Here is a 25,706-nt window from a genome sequence, read left to right as displayed (position 1 = left end):
TGTCAGCCAGTCGTGTCCTTTTCGTGACACCCCCGGATTCGTGACACAGGGGTACGACGCGTCGTCCGGGACGGGGGACGGTTGGTACGGTTGTCCGACGAAGCGGCCATTCAGGGCGGCCGTTTCGGGCAAGGGGACGAAGTGACAGAAGCCGACGACGGTGACGACACCGTGATCGACGCGCCCGAGGCCGAGGGGAAGGCCGAGGCGGAGGCGAATCGGGGTACGCCGGCGCGCAAAACGACGCCGCGCACGCAGACGCCGCGCCCGCCGGCCCGCAAGCCCGCCGCGCCGGCGGCTCGGAAGACCGCGGCGACTGCGACTCGCAAACCCGCCCCCCGCAAACCGCCGGCGACTGGGCGGAAGAAGGCGCCCGTCGTGGTTCCCGAGCCCCCGAAGGCGCCCGAGGGCCCCGTCGTCCTCGCCATTCGCGGCCTCGGGAAGCGCTACGGCTCGACGGTGGCTGTCGAAAACCTCGACCTCGAGGTCCGAGCCGGCACGTTCTACGGCATCGTCGGCCCGAACGGCGCCGGCAAGACCACCACTCTGTCCATCGCGACGGGGCTGCTCCGGCCCGACAGCGGCACGGTCGAGATCCTCGGCAGCGACGTCTGGAGCAGCAAGGACTCCCGTCAGGCCAAGCGTTCGCTCGGCGTGCTGCCGGATCGCCTCCGCCTGTTCGACCGCCTCACGGGCGCGCAGTTCCTGTACTACGCCGGCACCCTCCGAGGGCTCGACGGCGCGACCGCGCGCAAGCGCTCCGCCGACCTGGCGGAGGCCTTCGGCCTCCAGGACGCACTCGGGCGCCTCGTCAGCGACTACTCCGTCGGCATGACCAAGAAGGTCGCGCTCGCGGCGGCCATCATCCACTCGCCGCGTGTGCTGGTGCTCGACGAGCCGTTCGAGTCGGTCGACCCGGTGTCGGCGGCGACCGTGACCGAGATCCTGCAGCGGTACGTCCGCGGGGGCGGCACGGTGCTGCTGTCGAGCCACAGCATGGACCTCGTCGAGCGCATCTGCGACAGCGTCGCGGTCATCGTCGACGGGCACGTGCTCGCGCAGGGCACGGTGCACGACGTCCGCGCGGGCCGCTCGCTGCAGGAGCGCTTCGTCGAGCTGGCCGGCGGGCAGGCCGCCACGGAGGGGATGGAATGGTTGCACTCCTTCTCCGACTGAGGGTCGCCGGAACTGCGAACCGCCTCCGCTTCGGCCTCCGACCCGCGTTCACCGCCGTCGTGGCCGCGCTCGTCGCCGTCCTGGCGTCCATCGCGGTGTCGACGCTGACCAGCCGCCTCCGGGACGACCCGCTCGGCGAGGTCCAGGCGCTCGTCGTCGGGGGAGGCGCGCTGCTGCTCGTGGGCTTCGTCGTAGCGCCCTTCGCGTCGTCGCGGCCGCCGTGGGGCGACCCGCGGCGCCTGTACGGCTACGGCGCGCCCGTCGACCATGCGGCCGTCGGCCTCGCCCTCGGCTCCGCTCTCGGCGTCCCCGCCCTCTGCCTGCTGATCCTCGGGGTGGGCTACGTCCGCTCGTTCGGGCTGGGGTCGGGCATCGCCTGGCTGGCCGTCCTCGGCGCCGTGCTCGCCGGAGCCACCGCCCTGCTGCTGGCGCTCGTCGCGGGGACCGTCAGCGCCTCGATCACCGGCCGCCGGGCCCGCGACTTCCTCGCCGCAGGCGGCGTCGTGGTCGGGCTGCTCATCATCCCGCTCGTCGTCGACCTCGTGCGCGTGCTCCTGCCCGGCGGATACCGGGGATCGGGGGTCGCCACCTCCGGTCTCGCCTGGACGCCCTTCGGCGCGGCGCTCGCCCTGCCGGGACACGCCGCCTCGGGTCAGACCGGGCGTGCGGTCGCGGACCTCCTCGTCGCCCTCGTGACCCTGGGTCTGCTGTGGTGGGCGTGGCGCACGCTCGTCGAGCGCGGCCTCCGTCGCCCTCCGGCTCCGGAGGTGGCGGCCGACCGCGTTGGGCTGGGCTGGTTCGACCTGCTCCCCGGCACCGCGAGCGGCGCCGTCGCCGGACGGAGCCTCACCTACTGGGTCCGCGACGCCCGTTACCGCTGGTCGCTGGTGATCCTGCCGTTCCTGCCGCTGCTGGTGATCCCGCTGGGGATCGCGGGGGTGGACTGGCGGATGCTCGCCCTGGCTCCGGTGCCGCTGATGTGCCTGATCCTGGGCTTCCTGCCGCACAACGACGTCGCGTACGACAACACGGCGCTGTGGATGCACGTGTCGGCCAACACGCGGGGCCTCGCCGACCGGCTCGGACGCCTGGCGCCGGCGCTCGTGATCGGCGTGCCGCTTGCGCTCGTCGGGTCGTTCGCCGCGGTCGTCCTGCACGACGACATCGCCGTCTTCGGAGCCGAGTTCGGCGTCGCGATCGCCCTGCTCCTCACCGGCCTCGGCCTCGCGAGCATCCTGTCGGCGGCACTGCCCTACGCTGCGGTCCGGCCGGGCGACGACCCGTTCCAGCAGCCGCAGAGCACCGGCGCGGCTGCGGGCTGGTCGCAGTCGCTGATGATCGGCGGAGCGGCGCTGCTCAGTGCCCCGACGGGGATCCTCGCCGTCATGGCCGCCGTCGAGGGGCGCACCGACCTGGTCGGCGCCGCGTTCTGGGCCGGGACCCTCACCGGGGTCGGCGTCCTGGTCGCCGGGGTCGCGATCGGCTCGGCCGTCTACTCGCGCCGCGCGCCCGAGCTGCTGGCGTTCGCGCTGCGCAGCTAGAGAAGGGCTGCGCAGCCGGTCGCCTCGGCGGGCAGGGCGCTGTCAGCGATCGCCCGGGTGTGCTCCGCCCGGTTCGGCGTACCATGGTGGCCATGAGCGACACGGGATTCCAGGGCGACGGCATCGGCGGAGGCACGGACGTGCTCGACCGCGAACTCGAGAAGCTCCTCAACGAGGAGGCGATCGAGCCGGGCGATCACGAGCGCTTCTCGCACTACGTGCCCAAGAACAAGATCATGGAGTCGGCCCTGAGCGGCAAGCCCGTCAAGGCGCTCTGCGGCAAGAAGTGGACGCCGGGCCGCGACCCCGAGAAGTTCCCGGTCTGCCCGAGCTGCAAGGCCATCTACGAGAAGATGAAGTCGGAGTAGTCCTTCATTCGTAACGGGTGGGGATGATCGCCTCGCCCCGACCGAGGCTGAAAGCCGCCTCCGGCAGCTCGCCGATCGCGGCCTCGCGGTGCTCGCGTGCCAGCAGCACTCCACCCGGGCCGGTCCAGCGCTCGTCGACCACTCCGGCCGTGACCAGGGGCACGAGCAGGGGCCGCTCCGACGGGCCGACCTCCTGCGAGCCGACCCGCAGGATCTCCTCGGCCGCGACCCCGCGGCGTCGCGATCGCACTGGGAACTTGCGCCCGCCGACTGTCGCCTTCTCGGCCGACTTCTTGCCGACCGACACCCATCTGCCGGCGCCGTCCTGGTGCGCCACGAGCTTGAACACCATCGACGCAGCCGGATGGCCCGAGCCCGTCACGACCGACGTGCCGACGCCGTAGCTGTCGACCGGAGCCGCGCGTAGGGCGGCGATCGTGAACTCGTCGAGGTCGTTGGTGACGGTGATCTTCGTGCCGGTCGCGCCGAGCGAGTCGAGCTGCGCGCGCACGGCGGCCACGAGCGAGGGCAGATCGCCCGAGTCGATTCGCACTGAGCCCAGCTCCGGGCCGGCGACCTTCACGGCCGTCTCGACCGCGGCCGCGATGTCGTAGGTGTCGACGAGGAGCGTCGTCGACGGGCCGAGGGCGGCCACCTGCGAGCGGAAGGCCTCCTCCTCGGTGTCGTAGAGCAGCGTGAACGCGTGGGCCGCGGTGCCCATCGTAGGCACGCCCCAGTGCCGACCGGCCTCGAGGTTGCTCGTGGCGCCGAATCCGGCGATGAACGCGGCCCGCGCGGCGGCGACGGCACTCCACTCGCCGGTGCGGCGCGAGCCCATCTCCGCGAGAGGCCGCCCGTCGGCGGCCGACACCATGCGCGCTGCGGCGCTGGCCACCGCGGAGTCGTAGTTGAAGACGCTCAGCGCGAGGGTCTCGAGCAGGACCGCCTCGGCGAAGGTGGACTCGACGACGAGGATGGGCGAGTTCGGAAAGAACACCTCGCCCTCGCGGTACCCGTGGATGTCGCCCGAGAAGCGGTAGTCGGCGAGCCAGTCGATGGTGGCCGAGTCGACGATGGCACCGGCGCGTAGCCACTCCAGCTCGGGCTCGCCGAAGCGGAAGCGGCCGAGCTCTTCGAGGAAGCGGCCGGTTCCTGCGACCACTCCGTACCGTCGCCCCGGTGGCAGGCGGCGGGTGAACACCTCGAACACGCTCCGCCGGAGGGCCGTCCCGTCGCGGAGACCCGCCTCGAGCATGGTGAGTTCGTACCGGTCGGTCAACAGCGCGCTGGTCACGCCGCCAGCCTAGGCCCGCCCGGCCCGGGTAGGCTTGACGATCGTGACGGACGCACCAATCGGAGTCTTCGACTCAGGCGTCGGCGGCCTGACGGTGTCGCGGGCTATCATCGACCAGCTTCCGCGCGAGTCGATCCTCTACGTCGGCGACACCCAGCACTCGCCCTACGGCCCCAAGCCGATCGCGGCCGTCCGCGAGTATGCGCTCGCCGTCATGGACGACCTCGTCGCGCAGGGCGTCAAGGCCCTCGTCATCGCCTGCAACACCGCCTCGTCGGCCGTGCTCCGCGACGCGCGCGAGCGCTACACCGGGGCGCACGGGATCCCCGTCGTCGAGGTCATCCAGCCCGCCGTCCGCGCCGCGATGAAGCAGACGCGCTCGAAGCGGGTCGGCGTCATCGGCACCGAGGGCACCATCAACTCGCGCGCCTACGAAGACGCCTTCGCCGCCGCCCCCGACCTCACCCTCTTCACGCAGGCCTGCCCCCGGTTCGTCGAGTTCGTCGAGGCCGGCGACACCTCCAGCCCGGAGCTGCGAGCCGTCGCCGAGGAGTACCTCGCTCCGCTCCGCGACGCCCGCGTCGACACGCTCGTGCTCGGCTGCACCCACTACCCGCTGATGTCTGCGGCCATCCAGTACGTCATGGGCCCCGGCGTCACGCTCGTCTCCAGTGCCGAAGAGACGGCGAACGACGTCTACTCGACCCTCGTCGCGCACGAGCTCGAGCGCCGCTCGGCCCGTGCGCCCACCTACGACTTCCAGGCGACCGGCCCCGATCAGCAGGGCTTCATCCGCCTGGCCAAGAGATTCCTCGGCCCCGAGGTGGCGACAGTGAGCCACCTCGAGACCGGCACGATCGACCTTCCCCCGGGCTTCCGGGTGACGAGAACCAAGGAGAGCACCCCATGACCGAACGCGCCGACGGACGACAGAACGACCAGCTCCGCGAGGTCACCATCGAGAAGGGCTGGTCGAGCCAGGCCGAGGGCAGCGCGCTCGTCAGCTTCGGCGACACCAAGGTGCTCTGCACCGCGTCCTTCACGAACGGCGTGCCGCGGTGGCTGACCGGCAAGGGCAAGGGCTGGGTCACCGCCGAGTACGCGATGCTGCCCCGCGCCACGAACTCGCGCAACGACCGCGAGAGCGTCAAGGGCAAGATCGGCGGCCGCACGCACGAGATCTCGCGCCTCATCGGCCGCAGCCTCCGTGCCGTCGTCGACATGAAGGCGCTCGGCGAGAACACCATCGTGCTCGACTGCGACGTGCTGCAGGCCGACGGCGGCACGCGAACCGCGGCGATCACCGGCGCCTACGTCGCGCTCGCCGAGGCCATCGAGTGGGGCCGCGCTAGCAAGTTCATCGCGCAGAAGGCGACGCCCCTCAGCGACAGCGTCTCGGCCGTCTCGGTCGGCATCATCGACGGTGTGCCGATGCTCGACCTGGCCTACGTCGAAGACGTCCGCGCCGAGACCGACATGAACGTCGTCGTCACGGGCTCGGGCAAGTTCGTCGAGGTCCAGGGCACGGCTGAGGGCGCGCCGTTCGACCGCGACGAGCTGAACTCGCTGCTCGACCTCGCCCTCGGCGGCGCCGTCGACCTCTCCCGCATCCAGCGCGAGACCCTGGGCCTCTGACCGTGCAGCGCGTCGTCCTCGCCACCCACAACGCTCACAAGGTCGACGAGCTCCGCCGCATCCTCGGTGACGCCCTCGAGGGGATCGAGCTGGTCGCCTACGACGGGCCCGAGCCGGTCGAAGACGCCGACACGTTCGAGGGCAACGCGCTGATCAAGGCCCGTGCGGCCGCAGCGCACACGGGGCTCCCGTCGCTGGCCGACGACTCCGGAATCTCGGTCGACGCCCTCGACGGCGCCCCCGGCATCCACTCGGCCCGCTACGCAGGAACTCGCGACGACACCGACAACCTCAACCTGCTCCTCGCCAACCTGGCTGCGGTGGGGCCCGACTCGGCTCGCGGCGCGACGTTCGTCTGCGCCGCCGCTCTCGTAGTGCCCCCGCGCGACGGAGCCGTCGGGCCCGACGGTCCGGCCGTCGCGGCCGAGTCGACCGAGCTCGTCGAGCTCGCCGAGTGGCGTGGCACCGTGCTCGACGCCCCCGCCGGAGCCGGCGGCTTCGGGTACGACCCGATCTTCCACCCCGACGGCGCGCCCGGCTCGGCCGCCGAGCTGTCGGTCGCCGAGAAGGACGCCACGAGCCACCGGTCGCAGGCGTTCCGGGCGCTGGCGCCGCGCCTGCGCGCCGCTTTGGGCACGTAGCGCGCCGGCGCCGGCGCGCCTCGTCCGCGAGATGGCCCTCGCCGTCGGGCCGCGCGGGCCGGTGCGACGTGCGCGGCCACCTCGCGGCCCCCGGCCGCCCACTTCGCAGCCGCCCGGCCGTCTCATTCGGCCGACGGGCCATGCGGCGTCCCGAGTGCGGATGCTGGGCGTCGTGCGGCCCCTCACCGGCGAGATGGCCCTCGCCGTCGGGCCCGGCGGGTCGGTGTGACGGGCGCGGCCACCTCGTGGCCCCGGCCGCCCACTTCGCGGCCGCCCGGCCAACCGCCTCCGGGCCGCCCGGCCGTCTGCCTCAGGCCGCCGGGCCACGTGGCGGCCCGTGGGCGCGCCGCGTGGCCTCTTGACGGCGAGATGGCCCTGGCCGTCGGGCCCGGCGGGTCGGTGTGACGGGCGCGGCCACCTCGAGGGTGGCGCCGGGGCGTCGGGGCCGCCGGGCCTCGGGGCCGCCGCGCCGTGCGTCCGCGAGATGGCCGGCGGCGTCGGGCGGGGTGTGCTGGCGCGACAGCTACGGCTACCTCGCGGCCGGCACGGGCGGGCGCGGGCGCCCCGGGCCCTGGGCCGAGCGGGACGGCCGCCGAAGCCCCTACGGCTGGGTGCGCGCCTCGCCGTTAGCCGGCGTGGACGACTCCGCCTCGGCCTTCTTCGCCTTGCGCGACGTGCTGAGCACCTTCACGAGCACCGGCACGACGGTCAGGACGACGGCTCCGAGCAGGATGATGTCGATGTAGTTCTCGACGAACGTGGCCACCGGCGGGATGTGCCCGATGCCGTAGCCGATCATCGTGATGCCGAAGCCCCAGGCGACGGCGCCGATGGCGTTGAACAGCGAGTACTTCTTGTAGCGCATGTGCGCCACACCCGCGGCGATGGGCAGGAACGTGCGGATCCCTGGCACGAACCGGGCCAAGATGACCGCGCCCGAGCCGAACCGCTCGAAGAACTGGTTCGTCTTCTTCACGTTCTCGGACGAGAAGATGCCGCTGTCTTTGCGCTCGAAGATGCGCGGGCCCACCTTGTGCCCGATGAGGTAGCCGAGCTCGCCGCCGAGGAACGCCGCGATGGCGATGAAGAACGCGATCAGCACGATCGGCATGCCGAGGCCGTAGCTGTCTTTGGCCGCGATGACGCCGGCGAGGATGAGCAGAGTGTCGCCCGGGAAGATGAAGCCGATGAGCAGGCCCGTCTCGGCGAAGATGATCGCGCAGATTCCGAGCACGGCCCACGGCCCGAAGGCGTGGATGAGGGCCTCGGGATCGAGGAAGGGAATTGCTGCGAGCGGGAGCATCGGTGTTTCTCCAGGGAAGCGACCCGGAGCCGACTGAGTGCGAGCTTCGTGATCGGTGCCAGCGTAACCGACGGACGTGAGCGGTTCTCTGGGGGTAGCCACCCAGTCCGCGGGGGCCATCGCCCCTGCGCGGGACGGAGCAGTCCCCTGCTTCGAGACGCAGCGGTCCCCTCGGCACGTCGGCGCGGCCCCGTCGGCGCGGAGACGCGGCCGCGGGCGACCTAGGATCGGGGACGACGAGGGGGTCGCGATGGACGACGGACGACAGGACGAGCGCACACGACTGGTGGAGCGGGCGTTCGGGCCGGAGGCGACGCGCGAGGACCGACAGGCGCTGGCCCGGTTCGACGGCGTGGAGGCCGAGCGGTCGGCGGCGGTGGAGCGGGCAGCGGCGGCGGAGCGCGCAGCGGCGGAGCGAGCGGCAGCGGCGGAGCGGGCGGCGGCGGCATCGCCAACGGCGGAGGCCGGGCAGACGGCCGAGGCCGATCCGGTTGCAGCCGCGCCCACGGAGCAGCCGCCCGGGGCGGGGCCCGGCGCGAGGAGGCCGAAGCGCCGGAGACTGGTTCTGGTCGCCGGGGCTGCCGCGTTCCTGCTGGCGGGATTCGGGGTCGGGCTGTCACTCGGCCAGCATCGGACGGCGGCCGACGCGCAGGCCGCCAGAGTCACAGCCGCCGAGAGAAACCTGCGGGCGGTGCAGACGCAGCTGCCGAAGGCCGACTTCTCGGACTGGTACGACACCCCGCAGTCGAACCTCGACGTGCCGAAGATCGACATCCCGGGGACGCTTGTGAAGACGTCGTTCCGCAGCGTCGGCATCACCGACGACTCGGCCGGCGTGCGCTACTACCTCGCGAAGGACACGTCGAACTACGACTGCCTGGTGGTCGTCCACGGCAACTCGCTGTCGTCGGCCTGCGTCTCGGAGCAGTACTTCCCGGCGAGCGGTCTCACGGTCGACTGGACGACCGACGGCCAGCCCGGCAGCATCACGTGGCTGCCCGATGGGAGCTTCGCCCCGGGTGTCGGCGGCTAGCCGCGACGGGAACCGGACGGGAACTGCCACCTCAGTGCGAGAACTGCCTACCTGGTGCGGGAGAAGGGACTTGAACCCTCACGCTCGAAAGCACAGGAACCTAAATCCTGCGTGTCTGCCAATTCCACCACTCCCGCGGGCCTGGCAATCCTAGCCGCGACCGGCGCCGGCTAGCGCTTCAGGTGCGGCTGGTGGGGCGAGTACCGGGGCACGTACCGCAGCAGGATCGCGGCCCCGACGAAGCCGAGGACGCCCATCACGCCCGACGCGAGCGAGATCGTCGCAATCGCGGTGATGCCCGAGATGAGCAGGGGAGCGGCGGCGCTGCCGAAGTCGCCCGTGAACCGCCAGGCGCCGAGGAACGGCGCGGGGTCGGACTTGTCGGCGAGATCGGCACCGAGCGTCATGAGGATGCCCGAGCCGACGCCGTTCGCCACCGACATGAACATCGCGACCCCGACGAACCAGGCGACGTTCGTCGGCAGCGCGTGGGTGAACGACAGCACGACGTACGAGATGCCGAGGCCCACCATGCAGGGCATGGCGCTCCACATGCGGCCCCAGCGGTCCATGATCTGGCCGCTCGTGTAGAAGAGGCCGAAGTCGATGGCGCCGGCGATGCCGATGATGAGGGCGGTCTCGCTCGACCCGATCCCGATCGAGACGGCCCACAGCGGCAGGATCACCTGGCGCCCGGCGCGCATGGCCCCGATCAGTGCTGCGCCGCTCCCGAGCTTCACCAGCACGCCGCGGTACTTCACCAGCGTCGCGAACAGCCCTTGGGCCTCGCGGCGCACCTCCTGCTCGCCGGGGGTCTCGGCGTGCGGGGCGCGGGGCGTCGGCCTCGCGAGCTTCGACGCGGGATCCTTGATGAACAGCAGCACGGCGGCGGCCGAGAGGCACCCGACGATGTGGATCCAGAACGCCGACTGCACCGAGCCGGTCAGGTGGATCAGGCCCGCCGACAGGAAGGGCCCGACGAAGTAGCCCAGACGGAAGACGCCGCCGAGGCTCGACAGCGCCCGGGCGCGGATCTCGGGCGGCACGAACGACGTCATGAACGCGTGCCGCGCCAGCGCGAACACCGCGGTCGAGAGGCCGATCAGGAAGACCCCGATCGCGAGCACGACGAAGTTCGGCGACACCAGGCAGACGACCAGCCCGATCACGCTCACCAGGGCCGCGCCGATCATGGCCCGGCGCTCGCCGACCCGCGAGACGAGCCAGCCGCTGGGGATGTCGCCGATGAGCTCGCCGACGAGGATCAGCGAGGCCACGAACGCCGACAGGGCCAGGGTCGCGCCGAGGTTGTCGCTGGCGACCGGGATGATCGGGATGATGGCGCCCTCGCCGATCGCGAAGAGCGCGGCGGGCAGGAACGCGGAGAGTGCGACGGACCGCATCGAGAAGGAGGCGGTCTGCTGAGTCATCGCTTTGGAGCCTAGACCCGACTCGAGCGCGGAATCGCGCGTTTACACTGGAGCACATGAAGGTTCTGGCAGCGATGAGCGGCGGCGTCGACTCCGCCGTGGCGGCAGCCCGGGCCGTCGATGCCGGCCACGACGTCGTCGGCGTGCACCTGGCGCTCAGCCGGATGCCGGGCACGCTCCGCACCGGCAGCCGCGGCTGCTGCACCATCGAGGACTCGATGGACGCCCAGCGCGCCGCCAACATGATCGGCATCCCGTACTACGTGTGGGACTTCTCGGAGCGCTTCAAGCTCGACGTCGTCGACGACTTCGTCGCCGAGTACTCAGCGGGCCGCACGCCGAACCCGTGCATGCGCTGCAACGAGAAGATCAAGTTCGCCGCCCTCCTCGAGAAGGCGATCGCCCTCGGCTTCGACGCGGTGGCGACCGGTCACTACGCCTCGATCGTCGCCGACGCCGACGGCAACAAGGAGCTCCACCGGGCAAGCGCCTGGGCGAAAGACCAGTCGTACGTCCTGGGCGTGCTGACCAAGGAGCAGATCGACCACTCGATGTTCCCGCTGGGCGCGACCCCGTCGAAGGCGGAGGTGCGCGCCGAGGCGGCCGCCCGCGGCTTCACGGTGGCCCAGAAGCCCGACAGCCACGACATCTGCTTCATCCCCGACGGCGACACCCGCGGCTGGCTGGCTGAGCGCGTCGGCGCCGCGCAGGGCGAGATCCTGGATCGCACGGGTGCCGTCGTCGGCACGCACGAGGGGGCTCACGCGTTCACCGTGGGCCAGCGCAAGGGCCTCAAGATCGGCTTCCCGTCAGACGACGGCAAGCCCCGCTTCGTGCTCGAGGTGCGTCCGAAAGACAACGCGGTCGTCGTCGGGCCCAAGGAGGCTCTCGACATCGCCGAGATCGCCGGCGAGAAGTTCTCGTGGGCAGGCCTCGCGCCGCTCGACCCGACCGAGGTGTTCGACTGCGACGTGCAGATCCGCGCGCACGCCGATCCGGTCCCCGCGGTTGCGCGAGTGTCGGTGGATGGCGATAGAACAGAGTTGGTCATCACCCCGCACGAGCCCTTCAACGGCGTCGCGCCCGGTCAGACCGCGGTCGTGTACCTGGGCACGCGAGTGCTCGGGCAGTGCACGATCGACCGCACCATCAGCGCGGTGCCTGTTCCCATCCCCGCATAACTCTCCGAGGAGCCCCGCATGACCACCTCCGACACCACTCTCGAGGCGGCACGCGACGAGGCGCAGGCGCTGACCACCCGGATCCTCGGGCTCCGCGACCAGTACTACGAGGGCAACGCGTCGACGGTCGCCGACTCCGAGTACGACGCTCTGGTGCGGCGCCTCGACGAGCTCGAACGCGAGCACCCCGAGCTGCAGTCGCCCGACAGCCCCACCCAGACGGTCGGCGGCCGTGCCGAGACGACGCAGTTCGCCCCCGTGCAGCACGCCGAGCGCATGCTGAGCCTCGACAACGTCTTCGACTTCGACGAGCTGCGCGAGTGGGCCGGCAAGGTCGAGCGTGACGCCGGTGCCGGCACGGTGCGATTCCTCTCCGAGCTCAAGATCGACGGTCTCGCCATCAACCTCCGGTACGAGAACGGAGTGCTCATCACCGCGGCGACGCGTGGCGACGGCGTCGTGGGGGAGGACGTCACCGGCAACGTGCTCACGATGGGCACGATCCCCGAGCGCCTGAAGGGCACCGGCCACCCGCCCCTCGTCGAGGTGCGGGGCGAGATCTTCTTCCCGGTCGCCGAGTTCGACGCGCTCAACGCCGCGCAGCGGGACGCCGGCGAGCGGCTCTTCGCCAACCCGCGCAACGCCGCAGCCGGCTCCCTCCGCCAGAAGGAGGAGGGCAAGAGCGTCGAGAAGAAGGCGCTGATGGTCCGGCGCCTCACGGGCCTGCGGATGCTCGTGCACGGCATCGGCGCCTGGCCGGTCCGCGAGCTCGAGGCCTCGACGGAGGTGACGAGCCAGTCCGAGATCTACGGCCTGCTCGGCTCGTGGGGCCTGCCGATCTCGACGCACTTCCGGGTGTTCGACACGATCGACGAGGTCGAGAGATTCATCACGCGCTACGGCGAGCAGCGCGCCTCGGTCGAGCACCAGATCGACGGCATCGTCATCAAGGTCGACGACCTCGGCCTGCACGAAGAGCTCGGCGCCACCAGCCGCGCCCCGCGCTGGGCGACAGCCTTCAAGTACCCGCCCGAAGAGGTCAACACCAAGCTCCTCGACATCATCGTCAGCGTCGGACGCACCGGTCGCGCGACGCCGTTCGCCGTCATGGAGAAGGTGGAGGTAGCGGGCTCCGAGGTGCGCCAGGCGACCCTGCACAACCAGCAGGTCGTCAAGGCGAAGGGCGTGCTGATCGGCGACACCGTCGTGCTCCGCAAGGCGGGCGACGTGATCCCCGAGGTGCTCGGCCCGGTCGTCGAGCTCCGCGACGGCACCGAGCGCGAGTTCGTCATGCCCGAGAACTGCCCGGAGTGCGGCACGAAGCTCGCTCCGGCCAAGGAGGGAGACATCGACCTCCGCTGCCCGAACAGCAAGAGCTGCCCGGCGCAGGTCCGCGGTCGCGTCGAGCACATCGCCTCTCGGGGTTCGCTCGACATCGAGGGCCTCGGCGAGGTCGCCGCGGCCGCGCTCACGCAGCCGCTCGAGCCGAAAGAGCCGCCGGTCGTCACCGAGGCCGGTCTGTTCGACCTGACGATCGACGACATCCTGCCGATCCGCGTCATCGTGCGCGACTCCGAGACGGGCATGGAGAAGCTCGAAGACGACGGCAAGCCGAAGGTGATGTCGCCGTTCCGCATCGCCAAGCTCCAGAACGACGGATCGCCGACGCCGTCGAAGCGGGCCGAGCTGCTCCTCGAGAACCTCGAGAAGGCGAAGACGAGCCCGCTCTGGCGGTTCCTCGTCGGGCTCAGCATCCGCCATGTCGGTCCGGTGGCGGCGCGAGCGCTCGCCGACTACTTCGGCTCGCTCGACGCCATCCGCGCCGCGTCGCGCGACGAGCTCGCCGCCGTCGACGGGGTCGGCGGCATCATCGCCGATGCCCTCCTCGCCTGGTTCGAGGTCGACTGGCACGTCGAGATCATCGACCGCTGGACAGCCGCCGGCGTGCAGTTCGCGACGCCCGGCCACCCGGGTCCGGGTGCCGCCGAAGCGGCCGGGGGAGTCCTCGCCGGGCTCACTGTCGTGGCCACCGGCTCGCTCGAGGGCTACAGCCGCGAGGGCGCGCAGGAGGCCATCCTCGCCGCCGGCGGCAAGGCCGGCAACAGCGTCAGCAAGAAGACCGACTACGTCGCGGCCGGACCGGGGGCCGGATCGAAGCTCACGAAGGCCGAAGCCCTCGGGGTACGGATCATCGACGCGGCAGAATTCGCACTCCTCGTCACTGTCGGGCCGAGCGCCCTCACTGCCCCCAGTGAGGGGGACGAAGCGGCCCCCATTTCGGGGGACGATTCCTGATGAATTCGGCCCATCACTGGTCAACCGGTCAGCGGGCCTCCTAGGATGTGTGCTAGCGCATCGATCTCGTCTGTAGGGGTACGGGACCCAGGTGCGCTAGTAGGGGAACCCCGACGTGCTGTTCTTTGCCGCAGCCATCCTGTATTCCTCGGTCAACGTGCTAGGCGTGACCGGGCCTGTTGCCGTGCCACCGCACGTCGACGTGGCGTCCGTGTCCGCGACCCAGCAGTCCTCCGAGTCGGTCCGGTCGCACGACGACGCGGCCTCCTCCGTCGACGTCACGGCCGGCGCCGACGTCGCGACCGCGGCTGACGTCACGACCGGCGCTGTCGCCACGACCGCGGCCGATGTCACGACCCCGGCGGACGTCTCGACGCACTCCGCAGCCGTCGAGGGCCTGCCGATCTCGTCGTTCGCGACGCTCCGCTCCTGCGGAGCCGACAGCGACGGCCGTGCGCCCGCGAGCCTCCCGGCCGATCTCGACGCCCCCGCCTGCCTCTCCGCTCTGGCCGGCGCGTCGTCTCTGACCCTCGGCGAGTTCGGGGAGTCGCTCGACGTCGACTCCGGTGCCGATCTGACCCTGGCGCAGGAACTCGGCGCCGGCGCCGACGAAGCCACCGCCGTTCGCGCCTGGTGGAGCACCGTCCCCACGGCCCAGCGCACCGTCCTCCTCGAGGCCGTCCCGAGCATCATCGGCAACCTCGAGGGCGTCCCGTACTCGCAGCGCAACCTCGCCAACCGCATCACGCTCAGCCGGACCATCGACGACCTCGAGCAGAACCCGGGCGGCACCGTCGTCGGCGCCCCGACCCAGGGGCAGCGCCTCGCCATGCTGCAGCAGGTGCAGCAGTCGCTCATACCCGGCTACGACGGCAACGACACCGCTCGCAGCCTCGTCTCGCTCGACACCGTCTACCCGGGTCGTGCCGCCGTCGCCATCGGCGATCTCGACACCGCGAAGAACGTCAGCCTCATGGTGCCGGGCATGATGTACACCGTCTCCACGCAGATGGTCTCGTTCACCAACGCCGCAGCGGCGGTCCAGAGCTCCGAGACCTTCTGGTCGAACACGCTTGCCACCACGACCTCCGCCCCCGAGTCGTCCGCCGTCGTCTCGTGGATGGGCTACCGCACCCCGGTCATGACGAACGTGCTCGGGCTGAGCCTCGCCGAGGCCGGCGCGGTGCACCTCGAGAACGCCGTCGAGGGCCTGGACGCCGTCCGCCTCGAGGACGAGCCCCGCACGACGATCATCGGCCACTCGTACGGCTCCACGACGGCCACCATCGCCCTGTCGTCGGGCACGATCCACGTCGACGACTTCGTGGCCCTCGGATCGCCCGGCAGCGTCGTGGCCGACGCCGGCGACCTCGCCGTCACCGCGGGCCACGTGTTCGCCGGAGCCGCGGCGCTCGACCCCGTCGCCGGCAGCGGCGTCTTCGGCGCCGACCCCGGCTCGGTGGTGTTCGGCTCGAAGCTCCTCAACCTCGGCTCGGCCGTCGACCCGTACACGTCCCAGAAGCTGACCGCCGTCGTCACGCACAACGAGTACTTCACGACCGGCAGCCACGCCATGCGCAGCCTCGCGCTCATCGGCATCGGCCGAGGCGACCTCGCCGACGGCCGCGACCCCGTGCCCGACGGGCCGCAGCTGGTGAACGGTCCGTCGCTGGAGTACGTGCGGCCCCAGGACGTCAGTCGCGAGTCCGTCCACAGCGCCTAGTCGCGCCGTTTCGACTCGAGGAGCCGGGCGCCCCGAGTTCCTGCGCCCAGCTTGTGTCCTGCAGGTTCTCAGACGGGCGCCGAATAGACTCGTGGGCATGTCTGAAATCACGCGCGAGCAGGTGGAGCACCTCGCAGGGCTCGCCCGGATCGCCCTCACCCCCGACGAGATCGACAAGCTGACGGGCGAGCTCGGCCACATCGTCGACAGCATCGCCAAGGTGTCCGAGGTCGCGAACGCCGACGTGCCGGCCACGAGCCACCCGATCCCTCTGTCGAACGTCTTCCGCGACGACGTGGTCGGCGAGACCCTCACGCAGGAGCAGGCGCTGGCGGGCGCGCCCGAGCACGACGGAACCCGCTTCAAGGTGAGCGCGATCCTGGGAGAAGAGCAGTGACCGACCTCATCCACCTGTCAGCCGCCGACCTGGCGTCGAAGCTCCAGAGCCGCGAGGTGTCGAGCGTCGAGGCGACGAAGGCGCACCTCGACCGCATCGCCGGCGTCGACGGCGACGTCCACGCGTTCCTGCACGTCAACGCCGAGGCCCTCGCCACCGCGAAGTCGATCGACGAGCGCCGGGCCGCGGGGGAGACCCTGGGCGAGCTCGCCGGCGTGCCGATCGCGGTCAAGGACGTCCTCTGCACCATCGGGATGCCGTCGACCTCGGGCTCGAAGATCCTCGAGGGCTGGATCCCGCCCTACGACGCGACCGCCGTCGCGAAGGTCCGTGCCGCCGGCCTGGTGCCGCTCGGCAAGACCAACATGGACGAGTTCGCGATGGGCTCGTCGACCGAGTTCTCGGCGTACGGCCCGACCCACAACCCGTGGAACCTCGACCGGATCCCCGGCGGCTCGGGTGGCGGCTCGGCTGCGGCCGTCGCGGCCTTCGAGGCGCCCCTCGCCCTCGGCAGCGACACCGGCGGCTCGATCCGCCAGCCCGGCGCGGTCACCGGCACGGTCGGCGTGAAGCCGACCTACGGCTCCGTCAGCCGCTACGGCGCGATCGCCCTGGCGTCGTCGCTCGATCAGATCGGCCCCGTCAGCCGCACCGTGCTCGACTCGGCGCTGCTGCACGACGTGATCAAGGGCCACGACCCCCGCGACTCCACGTCGCTTCGCGACGAGTGGCCGTCGTTCGCCGACGCCGCCCGCGCGGGACTCGCGCCCGGCTCGCTCCAGGGCGTCAAGGTCGGCATCGTCAAGGAGCTGAACGGCGACGGCTTCCAGGCCGGCGTCAAGGCCCGCTTCGCCGACGCCGTCGCGCTCCTCACCGCCGCAGGCGCTGAGATCGTCGAGGTCTCGGCCCCCAGCTTCGAGTACGCGATCAGCGCCTACTACCTGATCCTCCCCGCCGAGGCGTCGTCGAACCTCGCCAAGTTCGACTCCGTCCGGTTCGGGCTTCGCGTCACGCCCGAGGGCGGCGGAACCGTCGAGCAGGTCATGGCGGCCACGCGTGAGCAGGGCTTCGGCCCTGAGGTGAAGCGCCGCATCATCCTCGGCACCTACGCCCTCAGCGCCGGCTACTACGACGCGTACTACGGCTCGGCGCAGAAGGTGCGCACGCTCGTGCAGCGCGACTTCTCGCGCCTCTTCGACGAGGTCGACGTGCTCATCTCGCCGTCCGCGCCCACCACGGCGTTCCCGATCGGCGAGAAGATCGACGACCCGCTGGCGATGTATCTGAACGACCTCACGACGATCCCCGCGAACCTGGCCGGCATCCCCGGCCTGTCGCTGCCGATGGGCCTCGCCGACGAGGACGGCCTGCCGACCGGGATCCAGCTGATGGCGCCCGCCCGGGAGGACGCCCGCCTGTACACCTACGGCGCCGCGCTCGAGCAGCTCTTCGAGTCGACCTGGGGTCACACGCTCATCTCGAAGGCGCCGAGCCTCAGCGTCTCCGAACAGTCCGCCGCAACCGAAGGAGTGGTCTGATGGCCGCCCGCCCAGAACTGATGGACTACGACAAGGCGCTCGAGATGTTCGAGCCCGTCGTCGGGTTCGAGGTGCACGTCGAGCTGTCGACCGCGACGAAGATGTTCTCGGACGCCCCGAACGAGTTCGGCGGCGAGCCCAACACCAACATCACGCCGGTCGACCTGGGGCTGCCGGGGTCGCTCCCGGTCGTCAACGGCCAGGCCGTGAAGTACGCGATCAGCCTGGGCCTCGCGCTCGGCTGCTCGATCGCGCCCACCTCGCGCTTCGCCCGGAAGAACTACTTCTACCCCGACCTGGCCAAGAACTACCAGATCAGCCAGTCCGACGAGCCGATCGCCTTCGAGGGCTCGGTCGAGGTGGAGATGCCCGACGGCACGCTGTTCACGGTGCCCGTCGAGCGCGCCCACATGGAGGAGGACGCCGGCAAGCTCACGCACGTCGGCGGCTCCACCGGCCGCATCCAGGGCGCCGAGTACTCCCTGGTCGACTACAACCGCGCCGGCGTCCCGCTCGTCGAGATCGTCACGCACCCGATCATCGGCGCCGAGGCCCTCGCGCCCGAGCTGGGTGCCGCGTACGTCGAGACAATCCGCGACATCGTCCGCGGCCTCGGCATCTCGGAGGCGCGCATGGAGCGCGGCAACCTCCGCTGCGACGCCAACATCTCGCTGCGCCCCCGCGGCCAGGAGAAGCTCGGCACCCGCACCGAGACGAAGAACGTCAACTCGTTCCGCGCCGTCGAGCGCGCCATCCGCTACGAGATCCAGCGCCAGGCCGCCATCCTCGCCAAGGGCGGCACGATCACGCAGGAGACCCGCCACTGGCACGAAGACACCGGCCGCACCTCCGCCGGCCGCCCGAAGAGCGACGCCGACGACTACAGGTACTTCCCCGAGCCCGACCTCCTGCCGGTCGAGCCCTCGCTGGAGCTGATCCAGGAACTCCGTGCGGCTCTTCCCGAATCGCCGGCCATCATGCGCCGCCGCCTCAAGGCCCAGTGGGGCTTCACCGACCTCGAGTTCCAAGACGTCAAGAACGCGGGCCTGCTCACCGAGATCGTCGAGACGGTCGCCGCCGGATCGACTCCGGCCAGCGCGCGCAAGTGGTGGACGGGCGAGATCGCCCGTCTCGCGAACGCCGCCGAGGTGGACGCATCGTCGCTGGTGGAGCCGTCGCAGGTGGCCGAGCTGATCGCCCTGATCGACTCCGGAGAGCTGACCGACCGCCTGGCCCGTCAGGTGCTCGAGGGCGTCATCGCCGGCGAGGGCACTCCCGCCGAGGTCGTCGAGAAGCGCGGCCTCAAGGTCGTGTCGGACGACGGCGCGCTCATCGCCGCCATCGACGAGGCCCTGGCGTCGCAGCCCGACGTGCTCGAGAAGATCCGCGACGGCAAGGTCCAGGCCGCCGGTGCGGTCATCGGAGCGGTCATGAAGGCCATGAAGGGCCAGGCCGACGCTGCTCGCGTGCGCGAGCTCGTCCTCGAGAGAGCGCAGGCCTGACCTGGCTTCCGACGTGAGCTCCGGCACAGCGCGGGGAGCGGCATGGTGGCTCGCGCCCCTGCGGCCCGCGGCGATCGGCATGGCAGCCGTCGTCGTGGCGCTCCTCGTCGCCTCCCGGCAGCTGCCCGCGCACACGATCCTGATCTGGTCGTCGGCCGGGAAGAAGGGCCTCGCTGCCTCCCGGAGCGACCTCGAGATCGTGGTCGTGATCACCAGCCTGATCGTGATCGGCATCTGGGTGGTGGCGTCGGCCGCGCTCGCCTTCATGCCGGCACGCCACATCCTGGTTCCCCATGCCGACTACTGGAAAGGCGGCGGACGCGACCGCATCCGCGAGATGCGCCACCGGTTCGCGATCTACGTGTCGCGCGCCATCGGCATCACCTTCTGGTTCCTGGCGGCGGAGGTCGTGGCCGCACTGGTGTCGCAGAAGAACGGCCTGCTGGAGTCGCCGTGGCTGCCGGTGATCATCTCGATCCTCTACATCATCGCGCTCCTCGTGTTCGCGGTCTGGGCGTTCGCCGACGGCTTCCAACCTCCGTCGCGAGCCGCGCAGGAGCAGGCCCGGAGGCGCACGGCATGACCGACTTCGACCGCTACGGCGACGACGTCCTGGCGGGAGGCACCTGGAAGAAGTCGAAGCGACCGGAGCCCCGCGTCGTCGACGCCGTCCGCGACCTCGTGGTGGAGGAGACGGTCTCGGGCTTCACCGGCGCCGTCGTGCGCGTCGAGGCGCAGACGGTCGAGCTCGTCGACTGGAAGGATCGGGTGCGGGCCTTCCCGTTGACCGCGTCGTTCGCCATGGACGGCGAGCCGGTGCGCCTGCGCTACCCGCAGGCGGCCCCGCAGGGGCGCATGAGGTCGGCCTCCGGGTCGTTCGCCGTGCAGGACGCCAAGGCCCGTACAGCGCTCCCCAGTCGCATCTTCGTCGAGGGGCGACACGACGCCGAGCTGGTGGAGAAGGTCTGGGGCCACGACCTCCGGGTCGAGGGTGTCGCGGTCGAGTACCTGGAGGGCGTCGACAACCTCGCCGACGTGCTGAAGGAGTTCCGGCCCGGTCCCGGCCGTCGTGTCGGCGTGCTCGTCGACCACCTGGTGAAGGGCTCGAAGGAGAGCCGCATCGCCGCGGCCGTGTCGGATGCCAACGTGCTCGTGGTCGGGCACCCCTATGTCGACGTGTGGCAGTCGGTGAAGCCCGCCCGCGTCGGATTGGCGGAATGGCCGGTGATCCCGCGCTCGATCGAGTGGAAGCACGGCATCTGCCAGGCCCTCGGCTGGCCGCACGAGGAGCAGGCCGACATCGCCCGCGCGTGGCAGAGGATCCTCGGGCAGGTGCGCACATTCGCCGACCTCGAGCCTGACTTCCTCGGCCGCGTCGAGGAGCTCATCGACTTCGTGACGGCGCCCTAGCCCCCTGCCGGGCAGCCCCCCTGCCGGGCAGCCCCCTGTCGGCCAGCCCCCGTCGGCCAGCCGCGGCGGCTCGGTCCCGTCAGCTCTGGTCGCGCCGCGATCGGCGGATGCTGCGCGCCACGAGGAGCACGATCGCCGCGAACACGACGACGATGCCGGCGAGCACGAGCCACACCAGCGGGAATCCGCCCGCATCGGCCGTTGCCGGTGACGCGGGCGGCGTCGCGGCGGCCGCGCGGATCGCGTCGGCCGTCTGCGTCGCCAGGTACCGGGTGCCGCGCTCGTTCGGGTGCAGGGCTCCGTCGGCCAGAGTGATCGACGAGAACGTCGAGTCGGCTGACAGCGTGATGCCCTCGAGGTACGAGTCGGAGGTGGCGCAGGCGGAGTGCGCGTAGCTGCCGGCGAGAGTCGACACGTAGGTGAACCCGGCGCGCTGCGTGGCGGTGCGCAGAGCGCCGTCGAGGTGCGACTGCATGCCGCCGAGGAACGCGACGTCGGTCGTCGTGAAGGGGAACCCGTCGCCGACGAAGCCCGATCCGTCGGCCACCGACCGGAAGCACCCGCCAGCCGGGACGCTCGCGGCGTTCGGGAACAGCGCCGGATAACCCACGACGAACACTCGCGCGTTGGGCGCCGCACGAGCGATGTCGCGGAAAGCGGCACGCACCTTGGGCACGACCGTGTCGTCGATCGACCGGTTCAGCGTGTTCACCCCGTCTCTCTCGAGCGTCGCCTTGCAGCTGTCCTCGCCGGTGGAGAACACGGGGCCGTTCGCGGACACGGCGATGCATCGGGCGACGGTTCCGATCAGGTCGGCGTCGTTGCCGCCGATGGTGATGGTGACGAGCCTGGTGGAGTCGCTGAGGGCGGCGACCTGGGGCTGCGCGCCGAGCTGCCGCCGGCTGACCACGTCGGAGGTGGTGGCGCCGGCGCACGTGACGTCGGTCAGGGGGAGGGCCAGTTCTCGCGCCAGGAGATGCGGGTAGTCGAGACGCGACTGGCCGCATCCGGACACGGGCTCGCCGGTGGCCTCGGGGAGGCCGTAGCCCGACGCGTACGAGTCGCCCAGGGCGACGTAGGGGCCGGTGGCGGTGGCGGCGCTGGCCGACGCCGGAACCGCGACGACGGAGGTCATCACGAGGGCCGCGACGAACGCCGCCCATCGTCTCGCCACCATCAGGCCATTCTAGGTCGGCTAGCGGAGGGGGAGGTGCCCGCCCAGCTCGCTGTCGACCTCGGCCTCGGCCGGGTTGTGGAAGGGCGTCGTGTCTTCGGCGTCGACCGTGTCGACCTCGTCGGGGCTGTCGCCGTGCTCGGCGGCGGGGTCGGGCTCGGGGCGCTCGGCGTCGTGGCCGTGGATGTCGCTCATGGGGGCTCCTTCGATGGTGTCCCGCACGCTACGCTCCGTTCGCGGCGCGCGCCCCCACGGATTCCCGGGCGCGTCGGCCTACCATGAGGCATGGCCGATTCGATCGAGGGGCGCGTCCGCAGCGGCGTCGACGCCTTTCTCCGCTGGCTTCCGCGCTGGCAGGTCGGCACCTCCCGGGCGCGCACCCGCGTCTGCCGACAGTGCTTCGGCTCGCCGATCGCGACGGCCGCCGGCTTCGACCACGACGTGCCCCACGCCGTGCAGCACGCCCTGCTGAGCCGCATGCAGGCGATCATCGACGAGGCGGTCGACGACTACACCGCCAGGAACCTGCCCATGGTCGCGCGCGAGCTCGCCAAGGCGGCCGAGCCCGAGACCGGCGGCTACAAGCCCGACGAGGGTCTCGCCCTCGAATTCCAGGGCCTCGAGATCGATCCGGAGCCCGAGCCCGGCCAGCCCTTCCTCTTCACGCTCGCGGAGCTCGCCGAGAGAGACCGGCCCGTCGCTCCGCCCGCCGCCGAACCCCCCGCCCCCTACTCCGAAGAAGCGAAGAAGGCCTTGCGCACCGAACTCGAACTCGCCGACGACCACGCCCGTCAGGTCGGCACCTCCGTCTGCCTCGCCCTCGTCGAGCACCGCCGCCGGATCTCCGACGCCGTCGACCGCCTTGTCGAACCGCAGATCGACGAGCTCCTCGCCGAGCTCGCGCAGGCCCTCGAGAACCCGCGGTCGCGCTGATGATCCCGAAGTCGGTCTACCCCCGCGCGCCGTGGTGGTCGTTCGTGTTCGACCTCGCGCTCGTGCTCGCCTTCGTGCTGATCGGCCGCCGCAGCCACGACGAGTCGAACGCGCTCGTCGGCATCGCGACGACCGCGTGGCCGTTCGTCACCGGCCTCGTGATCGGCTGGCTCTTCGTGATCGGCTTCCGCTGGCCGTTCGTCACCGTCTACTCGGGCGCGATCATCTGGATCGCCACGGTTGTCGGCGGAATGCTGCTCCGCAACGTCAGCGACCAGGGCGTCGCGACGAGCTTCGTGATCGTCGCCCTCATCGTCAACGCCGTCTTCCTGATCGGCTGGCGCGCCCTGGCGATCGTGCTGAAGAAGAGGTCGGCCGCCCGCGCCTGATCGCGAGGCCGCGCGTTACGGCTTGGCGCTGTTGTCGAGCGACGGCTCGTCCGAGAGCACGAGGCCCGACGAGCTGTTGGCGCTCGCGGTCAGCTCGGCGAGCCAGCTGCGGCTGATCGACGGCACCCGGCCGCCGTTGTACTTGAAGTAGAGCGGGATGCCGGGGTCCATCCAGAGGCTGGAGCGGCCGTCGCCGACCTTCTGCGGGTCGCGCCACGAGAAGAAGAACGATTCGCGACGGCGGAGCTTCGTGGCGATGACGATCTGCAGGTGCTCGAGAGTGCGATCCTCGAACTCGATCTCGATCGAGGTGGAACCGTAGATGAGGGATCCCAATGTCTCTCCTTGCTGAACTGGGCGCTCCAGGGTCTCGGGAGTGCAAGCAGTAGAGCGTACCTTGCCAGACACGTCGTGCGTGCGTTAGGTGTGCCTATCCTGCTCGGGCGCAGCGCAGGGCCGTCGGCTACCGTGACCCGCATGACCGACTCGACGATCATCGCGAACCCCGACAGCCCCGACGTCGCCGTGCTCCTGCCCGGCACCGGCTACACCGCCCAGGCGCCTCTTCTCTACTGGTGCGGCCGGCTCCTCGCCGAGCGCGGGTGGCAGGTGCGGGCCGTGTCGTGGATCGTCCCGGACGACGTCGACCCCGTCTCGTTCGTCGAGCGGGCGACCGAGCAGGCCTTCGCCGGCGCGACCGCTCGGCGCCTCGTCGTCGCGAAGTCGTTCGGCTCGTTCGCGCTGCCGTGGGCCGTGCGCGAGAAGGTCCCCGGCATCTGGCTCACCCCGGTGATGACGGCCGAGGCCGTGACGGCGGCGATGCAGGAACTCGACACCACGGGCCTCGCCATCGGCGGCGACGCCGACGCGATGTGGCTGCCGGCCGAGGCCGGCGACGCTGCGGCCGACCTCATCACCATCAAGGGTGCCGACCACGCGCTCACGCACATCGACGGCTGGCGGTCGTCTCTCGACGCCCAGCGCCGAGTGCTCGACGCCGTGTCGCGCCATCTCGACGACATCGAGGCGGCTGCTACTTCTTGAGCAGCTGCTCTTTGACGTGGCGGCGGATCACCTTGCCGATGAGCGACTTCGGCAGGTCTTTCACGATGACGATGCGGCGCGGCACCTTGTAGGCGGCGAGGTTCTCGCGGGCGAACTCGCGCAGGCCAGCCTCGTCGAGCGTGACGCCGGGCTCGACGACGATGGCGGCGGTGACCTGCTCGTTCTCGCTGCTGCCGAGACCGACGACGGCGACGTCGGCCACACCGGGGAACTGCCGCAGAGTGTCTTCGACCTCGGAGGGCGAGACGTTGAAGCCGCCGGTGATGATGAGGTCCTTGATCCGGTCGACGATGGCGACGAATCCGTCGTCGTCGATCGTGATGATGTCGCCGGTGCGGAACCAGCCGTCGACGAAGACCTCGTCGGTCTCCTCGGGGCGGCGGTAGTAGCCGCTGAAGACCTGCGGCCCACGGACGATCAGCTCGCCGCGCTCGCCCTTGGGCACGTCGTGCGTCGGGTTCTCGGGATCGACGGCCCGGATCTCGGTGCTGGGGAGCGGCAGGCCCACGGTGCCGGCGCGTCGGGCGTCCGAGACCGGGTTGGCCATCAGCACCGGCGACGTCTCGCTGAGGCCGTAGCCCTCGATCAGCCACCCCCCGGAACGCTCCTCCCACGGCTCGACCACGGAGGCCGAGAGGGGCATGGCACCCGAGATCGCGATCTCGATGCCCTCGAGCGACGCGCCCGCGTCGTCGGCGGCGCGCTGCAGCCGCTGGTAGATCGGCGGCACGGCCGGAAGGAACGTCGGCGGGTGCTTCTTCATCGCGGCCAGCACGAGCGCGGGCTCGAAGGCGGGGAAGAGCACGAGGCGCGCCCCCATGCGCATGGCGAACGTGAGGCAGAGCGTGAGTCCGTAGGCGTGGAACATCGGCAGCACGGCGTAGACGACGCTCTCGCCCTCCTTGACCTGCGGGATCCACGCCTGGCACTGGGCCGCGTTGGCGAGCAGGTTGAAGTGCGACAGCATGGCGCCCTTGGGGCTGCCGGTCGTGCCGGACGTGTACTGGATGAGAGCGAGGTCGTCGGTGGCCGGACGAGGGTGGTCGGCCGAGATCCTCGGCGACGACATGAGCTTCTCGAAGGTCGTCGTGCCAGTGACCGTCGTGGTGAGGCGGGCGCGCGACTCGCGGGCGCGCTTCACCGGAAGGCGCAGGGCCAGCTGGGTCTTGAGCGGCATCGCCTTGGTCACGTCGACGGAGACGATCGCCTGGATCGGCACCTCGGCCGGGAACTTCTGAATGGTGGCCACCACCTTGTCCCACGCGATGGCGAACCGGGCGCCGTGGTCGACGAACTGGTGCTCGAGCTCGCGGGGCGTGTAGAGCGGGTTGTGCTCGACGACGATGGCGCCGAGGCGCAGGATCGCGTAGAACGCCACGATGTGCTGCGGGCAGTTCGGCAGGATCAGAGCGACCGTGTCGCCCTTCTTCACGCCCAGCTTCCGCAGGCCCTCGGCGGCCCGCTGGATCTGCTCGACCAGGCTGCTGTAGCTGGTCTCGGCGCCGAAGTACTCGAGCGCCGTGGCCGACGGGTACTTCGCGGCCGTGTCGCGCACGAGGTCGATGAGTGACCCCGTCGGCGGTTCGATGTCGTGCGGAATGCCGGGGGCGTAGCTGTCAAGCCAGGGACGCGCGCTGTCGATGGTCACCAGGCCACTCTAGAAGGTTCGGAGTGCAAG

Annotated in this window: 25 protein-coding genes and 1 tRNA gene; 18 read left to right on the top strand and 8 right to left on the bottom strand. The window is 71.1% G+C overall.

The window, feature by feature from the left end; all coding sequences use genetic code 11:
* Positions 1-141 precede the first annotated feature (141 nt).
* The 3 genes from AC07TY_RS09165 to AC07TY_RS09155 all read left to right on the top strand — a co-directional run bounded on the left by AC07TY_RS09165 (position 142) and on the right by AC07TY_RS09155 (position 3,085).
* Positions 142-1,176: an ABC transporter ATP-binding protein gene (locus AC07TY_RS09165; RefSeq protein WP_494785121.1), complete on the top strand. Its 1,035-nt coding sequence runs from the start codon at positions 142-144 to the stop codon at positions 1,174-1,176.
* Positions 1,152-2,717: a hypothetical protein gene (locus tag AC07TY_RS09160; protein ID WP_494785120.1), complete on the top strand. Its 1,566-nt coding sequence runs from the start codon at positions 1,152-1,154 to the stop codon at positions 2,715-2,717. The genes AC07TY_RS09165 and AC07TY_RS09160 overlap by 25 nt, the downstream gene beginning before the upstream one ends.
* A 92-nt stretch (positions 2,718-2,809) precedes the next feature.
* Positions 2,810-3,085, top strand: coding sequence for a DUF3039 domain-containing protein (locus AC07TY_RS09155; RefSeq protein ID WP_123506521.1), 276 nt, complete (start codon positions 2,810-2,812; stop codon positions 3,083-3,085).
* A gap of 4 nt (positions 3,086-3,089) precedes the next feature.
* On the opposite strand, the gene AC07TY_RS09150 is transcribed toward AC07TY_RS09155, so the two are convergent.
* Entirely contained in the window at positions 3,090-4,340 is a 1,251-nt protein-coding gene (locus tag AC07TY_RS09150) for a nicotinate phosphoribosyltransferase (protein ID WP_494785431.1), read from the bottom strand.
* Positions 4,341-4,422: 82 nt separating this feature from the next.
* On the opposite strand from AC07TY_RS09150, the gene murI reads away from it, so the two are divergent.
* From murI to AC07TY_RS09135, 3 genes are read left to right on the top strand one after another with little or no spacing between them, the layout of a single operon-like run.
* The gene (gene murI / locus AC07TY_RS09145; protein ID WP_494785119.1) at positions 4,423-5,289 is read left to right on the top strand and encodes a glutamate racemase; all 867 of its coding nucleotides are present in this window, start codon (positions 4,423-4,425) and stop codon (positions 5,287-5,289) included.
* Entirely contained in the window at positions 5,286-6,014 is a 729-nt protein-coding gene (rph, locus tag AC07TY_RS09140) for a ribonuclease PH (RefSeq protein ID WP_488625789.1), read from the top strand. The genes murI and rph overlap by 4 nt, the downstream gene beginning before the upstream one ends.
* 2 nt (positions 6,015-6,016) lie before the next feature.
* A complete protein-coding gene (locus AC07TY_RS09135; RefSeq protein WP_494785118.1) occupies positions 6,017-6,655 on the top strand; it encodes a non-canonical purine NTP pyrophosphatase in 639 nt (212 codons plus the stop codon).
* Positions 6,656-7,256: 601 nt separating this feature from the next.
* Here AC07TY_RS09135 and AC07TY_RS09130 read toward each other — a convergent pair.
* Positions 7,257-7,958, bottom strand: a complete 702-nt coding sequence (locus tag AC07TY_RS09130; protein WP_494785117.1) for a DedA family protein — start codon at positions 7,956-7,958, stop codon at positions 7,257-7,259.
* 250 nt (positions 7,959-8,208) lie between these two features.
* Between AC07TY_RS09130 and AC07TY_RS09125 the strand changes: the two genes are divergently transcribed.
* Positions 8,209-8,991: a hypothetical protein gene (locus AC07TY_RS09125; protein ID WP_494785116.1), complete on the top strand. Its 783-nt coding sequence runs from the start codon at positions 8,209-8,211 to the stop codon at positions 8,989-8,991.
* Between the two features lie 52 nt (positions 8,992-9,043).
* On the opposite strand, the gene AC07TY_RS09120 is transcribed toward AC07TY_RS09125, so the two are convergent.
* Both AC07TY_RS09120 and AC07TY_RS09115 read right to left on the bottom strand, forming a co-directional pair.
* Positions 9,044-9,128, bottom strand: a tRNA-Leu gene (locus AC07TY_RS09120).
* Between the two features lie 33 nt (positions 9,129-9,161).
* Positions 9,162-10,421: an MFS transporter gene (locus tag AC07TY_RS09115; RefSeq protein WP_494785115.1), complete on the bottom strand. Its 1,260-nt coding sequence runs from the start codon at positions 10,419-10,421 to the stop codon at positions 9,162-9,164.
* 56 nt (positions 10,422-10,477) lie between these two features.
* Here AC07TY_RS09115 and mnmA point away from each other — a divergent pair, with 56 nt between their 5' ends.
* From mnmA to AC07TY_RS09075, 8 genes are all read left to right on the top strand, one after another.
* Positions 10,478-11,602 carry a tRNA 2-thiouridine(34) synthase MnmA gene (mnmA, locus tag AC07TY_RS09110; RefSeq protein WP_494785114.1) on the top strand — a complete coding sequence of 375 codons (1,125 nt, stop codon included), beginning with the start codon at positions 10,478-10,480 and terminating at the stop codon, positions 11,600-11,602.
* 18 nt (positions 11,603-11,620) lie between these two features.
* The gene (gene ligA, locus AC07TY_RS09105) at positions 11,621-13,897 is read left to right on the top strand and encodes an NAD-dependent DNA ligase LigA (protein ID WP_494785113.1); all 2,277 of its coding nucleotides are present in this window, start codon (positions 11,621-11,623) and stop codon (positions 13,895-13,897) included.
* 184 nt (positions 13,898-14,081) lie between these two features.
* On the top strand, positions 14,082-15,620 hold the full coding sequence (locus tag AC07TY_RS09100; protein ID WP_494785112.1) for an alpha/beta hydrolase: 1,539 nt from the start codon (positions 14,082-14,084) through the stop codon (positions 15,618-15,620).
* A gap of 97 nt (positions 15,621-15,717) precedes the next feature.
* Positions 15,718-16,017: an Asp-tRNA(Asn)/Glu-tRNA(Gln) amidotransferase subunit GatC gene (gene gatC, locus AC07TY_RS09095; protein ID WP_123506146.1), complete on the top strand. Its 300-nt coding sequence runs from the start codon at positions 15,718-15,720 to the stop codon at positions 16,015-16,017.
* Positions 16,014-17,555 (top strand): Asp-tRNA(Asn)/Glu-tRNA(Gln) amidotransferase subunit GatA, encoded by a 1,542-nt coding sequence (gene gatA, locus AC07TY_RS09090; protein WP_494785111.1) that lies wholly within the window; start codon positions 16,014-16,016, stop codon positions 17,553-17,555. The genes gatC and gatA overlap by 4 nt, the downstream gene beginning before the upstream one ends.
* On the top strand, positions 17,555-19,057 hold the full coding sequence (gene gatB / locus AC07TY_RS09085; RefSeq protein WP_494785110.1) for an Asp-tRNA(Asn)/Glu-tRNA(Gln) amidotransferase subunit GatB: 1,503 nt from the start codon (positions 17,555-17,557) through the stop codon (positions 19,055-19,057). Before gatA ends, gatB begins: the two co-directional genes overlap by 1 nt.
* A gap of 13 nt (positions 19,058-19,070) precedes the next feature.
* Positions 19,071-19,640, top strand: coding sequence for a hypothetical protein (locus AC07TY_RS09080; RefSeq protein ID WP_494785109.1), 570 nt, complete (start codon positions 19,071-19,073; stop codon positions 19,638-19,640).
* Entirely contained in the window at positions 19,637-20,467 is an 831-nt protein-coding gene (locus tag AC07TY_RS09075; RefSeq protein ID WP_494785108.1) for a DUF3097 domain-containing protein, read from the top strand. The genes AC07TY_RS09080 and AC07TY_RS09075 overlap by 4 nt, the downstream gene beginning before the upstream one ends.
* Before the next feature lie 79 nt (positions 20,468-20,546).
* Here the strand turns inward: AC07TY_RS09075 and AC07TY_RS09070 are convergent, their stop codons facing one another.
* Positions 20,547-21,644, bottom strand: a complete 1,098-nt coding sequence (locus tag AC07TY_RS09070; protein ID WP_494785107.1) for an SGNH/GDSL hydrolase family protein — start codon at positions 21,642-21,644, stop codon at positions 20,547-20,549.
* 18 nt (positions 21,645-21,662) lie between these two features.
* A complete protein-coding gene (locus tag AC07TY_RS09065) occupies positions 21,663-21,836 on the bottom strand; it encodes a hypothetical protein (RefSeq protein WP_488625802.1) in 174 nt (57 codons plus the stop codon).
* Positions 21,837-21,926: 90 nt separating this feature from the next.
* Between AC07TY_RS09065 and AC07TY_RS09060 the strand changes: the two genes are divergently transcribed.
* The gene (locus AC07TY_RS09060) at positions 21,927-22,574 is read left to right on the top strand and encodes a spermidine/putrescine ABC transporter substrate-binding protein (protein WP_123506140.1); all 648 of its coding nucleotides are present in this window, start codon (positions 21,927-21,929) and stop codon (positions 22,572-22,574) included.
* Complete coding sequence (locus AC07TY_RS09055) at positions 22,574-22,963, top strand: DUF3054 domain-containing protein (RefSeq protein WP_488625803.1); 390 nt, start codon at positions 22,574-22,576, stop codon at positions 22,961-22,963. Before AC07TY_RS09060 ends, AC07TY_RS09055 begins: the two co-directional genes overlap by 1 nt.
* 15 nt (positions 22,964-22,978) lie before the next feature.
* Here AC07TY_RS09055 and AC07TY_RS09050 read toward each other — a convergent pair whose 3' ends face one another.
* Positions 22,979-23,299 (bottom strand): DUF7882 family protein, encoded by a 321-nt coding sequence (locus AC07TY_RS09050; RefSeq protein WP_123506138.1) that lies wholly within the window; start codon positions 23,297-23,299, stop codon positions 22,979-22,981.
* 141 nt (positions 23,300-23,440) lie between these two features.
* Between AC07TY_RS09050 and AC07TY_RS09045 the strand changes: the two genes are divergently transcribed.
* Positions 23,441-24,007 (top strand): hypothetical protein, encoded by a 567-nt coding sequence (locus AC07TY_RS09045; RefSeq protein ID WP_494785106.1) that lies wholly within the window; start codon positions 23,441-23,443, stop codon positions 24,005-24,007.
* Here AC07TY_RS09045 and AC07TY_RS09040 read toward each other — a convergent pair.
* Entirely contained in the window at positions 23,997-25,679 is a 1,683-nt protein-coding gene (locus AC07TY_RS09040; RefSeq protein ID WP_494785430.1) for a long-chain-fatty-acid--CoA ligase, read from the bottom strand. The two genes, AC07TY_RS09045 and AC07TY_RS09040, sit on opposite strands and share 11 nt — an antisense overlap.
* Positions 25,680-25,706: the final 27 nt, after the last annotated feature.

The sequence above is a fragment of the Frondihabitans sp. GW821-FHT04F02 genome (assembly GCF_059420045.1).
The sequence above is the reverse complement of the archived record's forward strand: the minus strand, read 5'-3'. Positions and strand labels throughout refer to the sequence as shown.

What these genes read in the sequence shown, in the direction of transcription:
- ligA (WP_494785113.1), top strand. Translation starts at nt 11,621, where the DNA reads ATGACCACCTCCGACACCACTCTCGAGGCGGCACGCGACGAGGCGCAG.
- AC07TY_RS09130 (WP_494785117.1), bottom strand. Translation starts at nt 7,958, where the DNA reads ATGCTCCCGCTCGCAGCAATTCCCTTCCTCGATCCCGAGGCCCTCATC.
- AC07TY_RS09150 (WP_494785431.1), bottom strand. Translation starts at nt 4,340, where the DNA reads ATGCTCGAGGCGGGTCTCCGCGACGGGACGGCCCTCCGGCGGAGCGTG.
- AC07TY_RS09065 (WP_488625802.1), bottom strand. Translation starts at nt 21,836, where the DNA reads ATGAGCGACATCCACGGCCACGACGCCGAGCGCCCCGAGCCCGACCCC.
- AC07TY_RS09075 (WP_494785108.1), top strand. Translation starts at nt 19,637, where the DNA reads ATGACCGACTTCGACCGCTACGGCGACGACGTCCTGGCGGGAGGCACC.
- rph (WP_488625789.1), top strand. Translation starts at nt 5,286, where the DNA reads ATGACCGAACGCGCCGACGGACGACAGAACGACCAGCTCCGCGAGGTC.
- gatC (WP_123506146.1), top strand. Translation starts at nt 15,718, where the DNA reads ATGTCTGAAATCACGCGCGAGCAGGTGGAGCACCTCGCAGGGCTCGCC.
- AC07TY_RS09160 (WP_494785120.1), top strand. Translation starts at nt 1,152, where the DNA reads ATGGTTGCACTCCTTCTCCGACTGAGGGTCGCCGGAACTGCGAACCGC.
- AC07TY_RS09125 (WP_494785116.1), top strand. Translation starts at nt 8,209, where the DNA reads ATGGACGACGGACGACAGGACGAGCGCACACGACTGGTGGAGCGGGCG.
- AC07TY_RS09060 (WP_123506140.1), top strand. Translation starts at nt 21,927, where the DNA reads ATGGCCGATTCGATCGAGGGGCGCGTCCGCAGCGGCGTCGACGCCTTT.
- AC07TY_RS09115 (WP_494785115.1), bottom strand. Translation starts at nt 10,421, where the DNA reads ATGACTCAGCAGACCGCCTCCTTCTCGATGCGGTCCGTCGCACTCTCC.
- mnmA (WP_494785114.1), top strand. Translation starts at nt 10,478, where the DNA reads ATGAAGGTTCTGGCAGCGATGAGCGGCGGCGTCGACTCCGCCGTGGCG.
- AC07TY_RS09045 (WP_494785106.1), top strand. Translation starts at nt 23,441, where the DNA reads ATGACCGACTCGACGATCATCGCGAACCCCGACAGCCCCGACGTCGCC.
- AC07TY_RS09055 (WP_488625803.1), top strand. Translation starts at nt 22,574, where the DNA reads ATGATCCCGAAGTCGGTCTACCCCCGCGCGCCGTGGTGGTCGTTCGTG.
- gatB (WP_494785110.1), top strand. Translation starts at nt 17,555, where the DNA reads ATGGCCGCCCGCCCAGAACTGATGGACTACGACAAGGCGCTCGAGATG.
- AC07TY_RS09155 (WP_123506521.1), top strand. Translation starts at nt 2,810, where the DNA reads ATGAGCGACACGGGATTCCAGGGCGACGGCATCGGCGGAGGCACGGAC.
- AC07TY_RS09070 (WP_494785107.1), bottom strand. Translation starts at nt 21,644, where the DNA reads ATGGTGGCGAGACGATGGGCGGCGTTCGTCGCGGCCCTCGTGATGACC.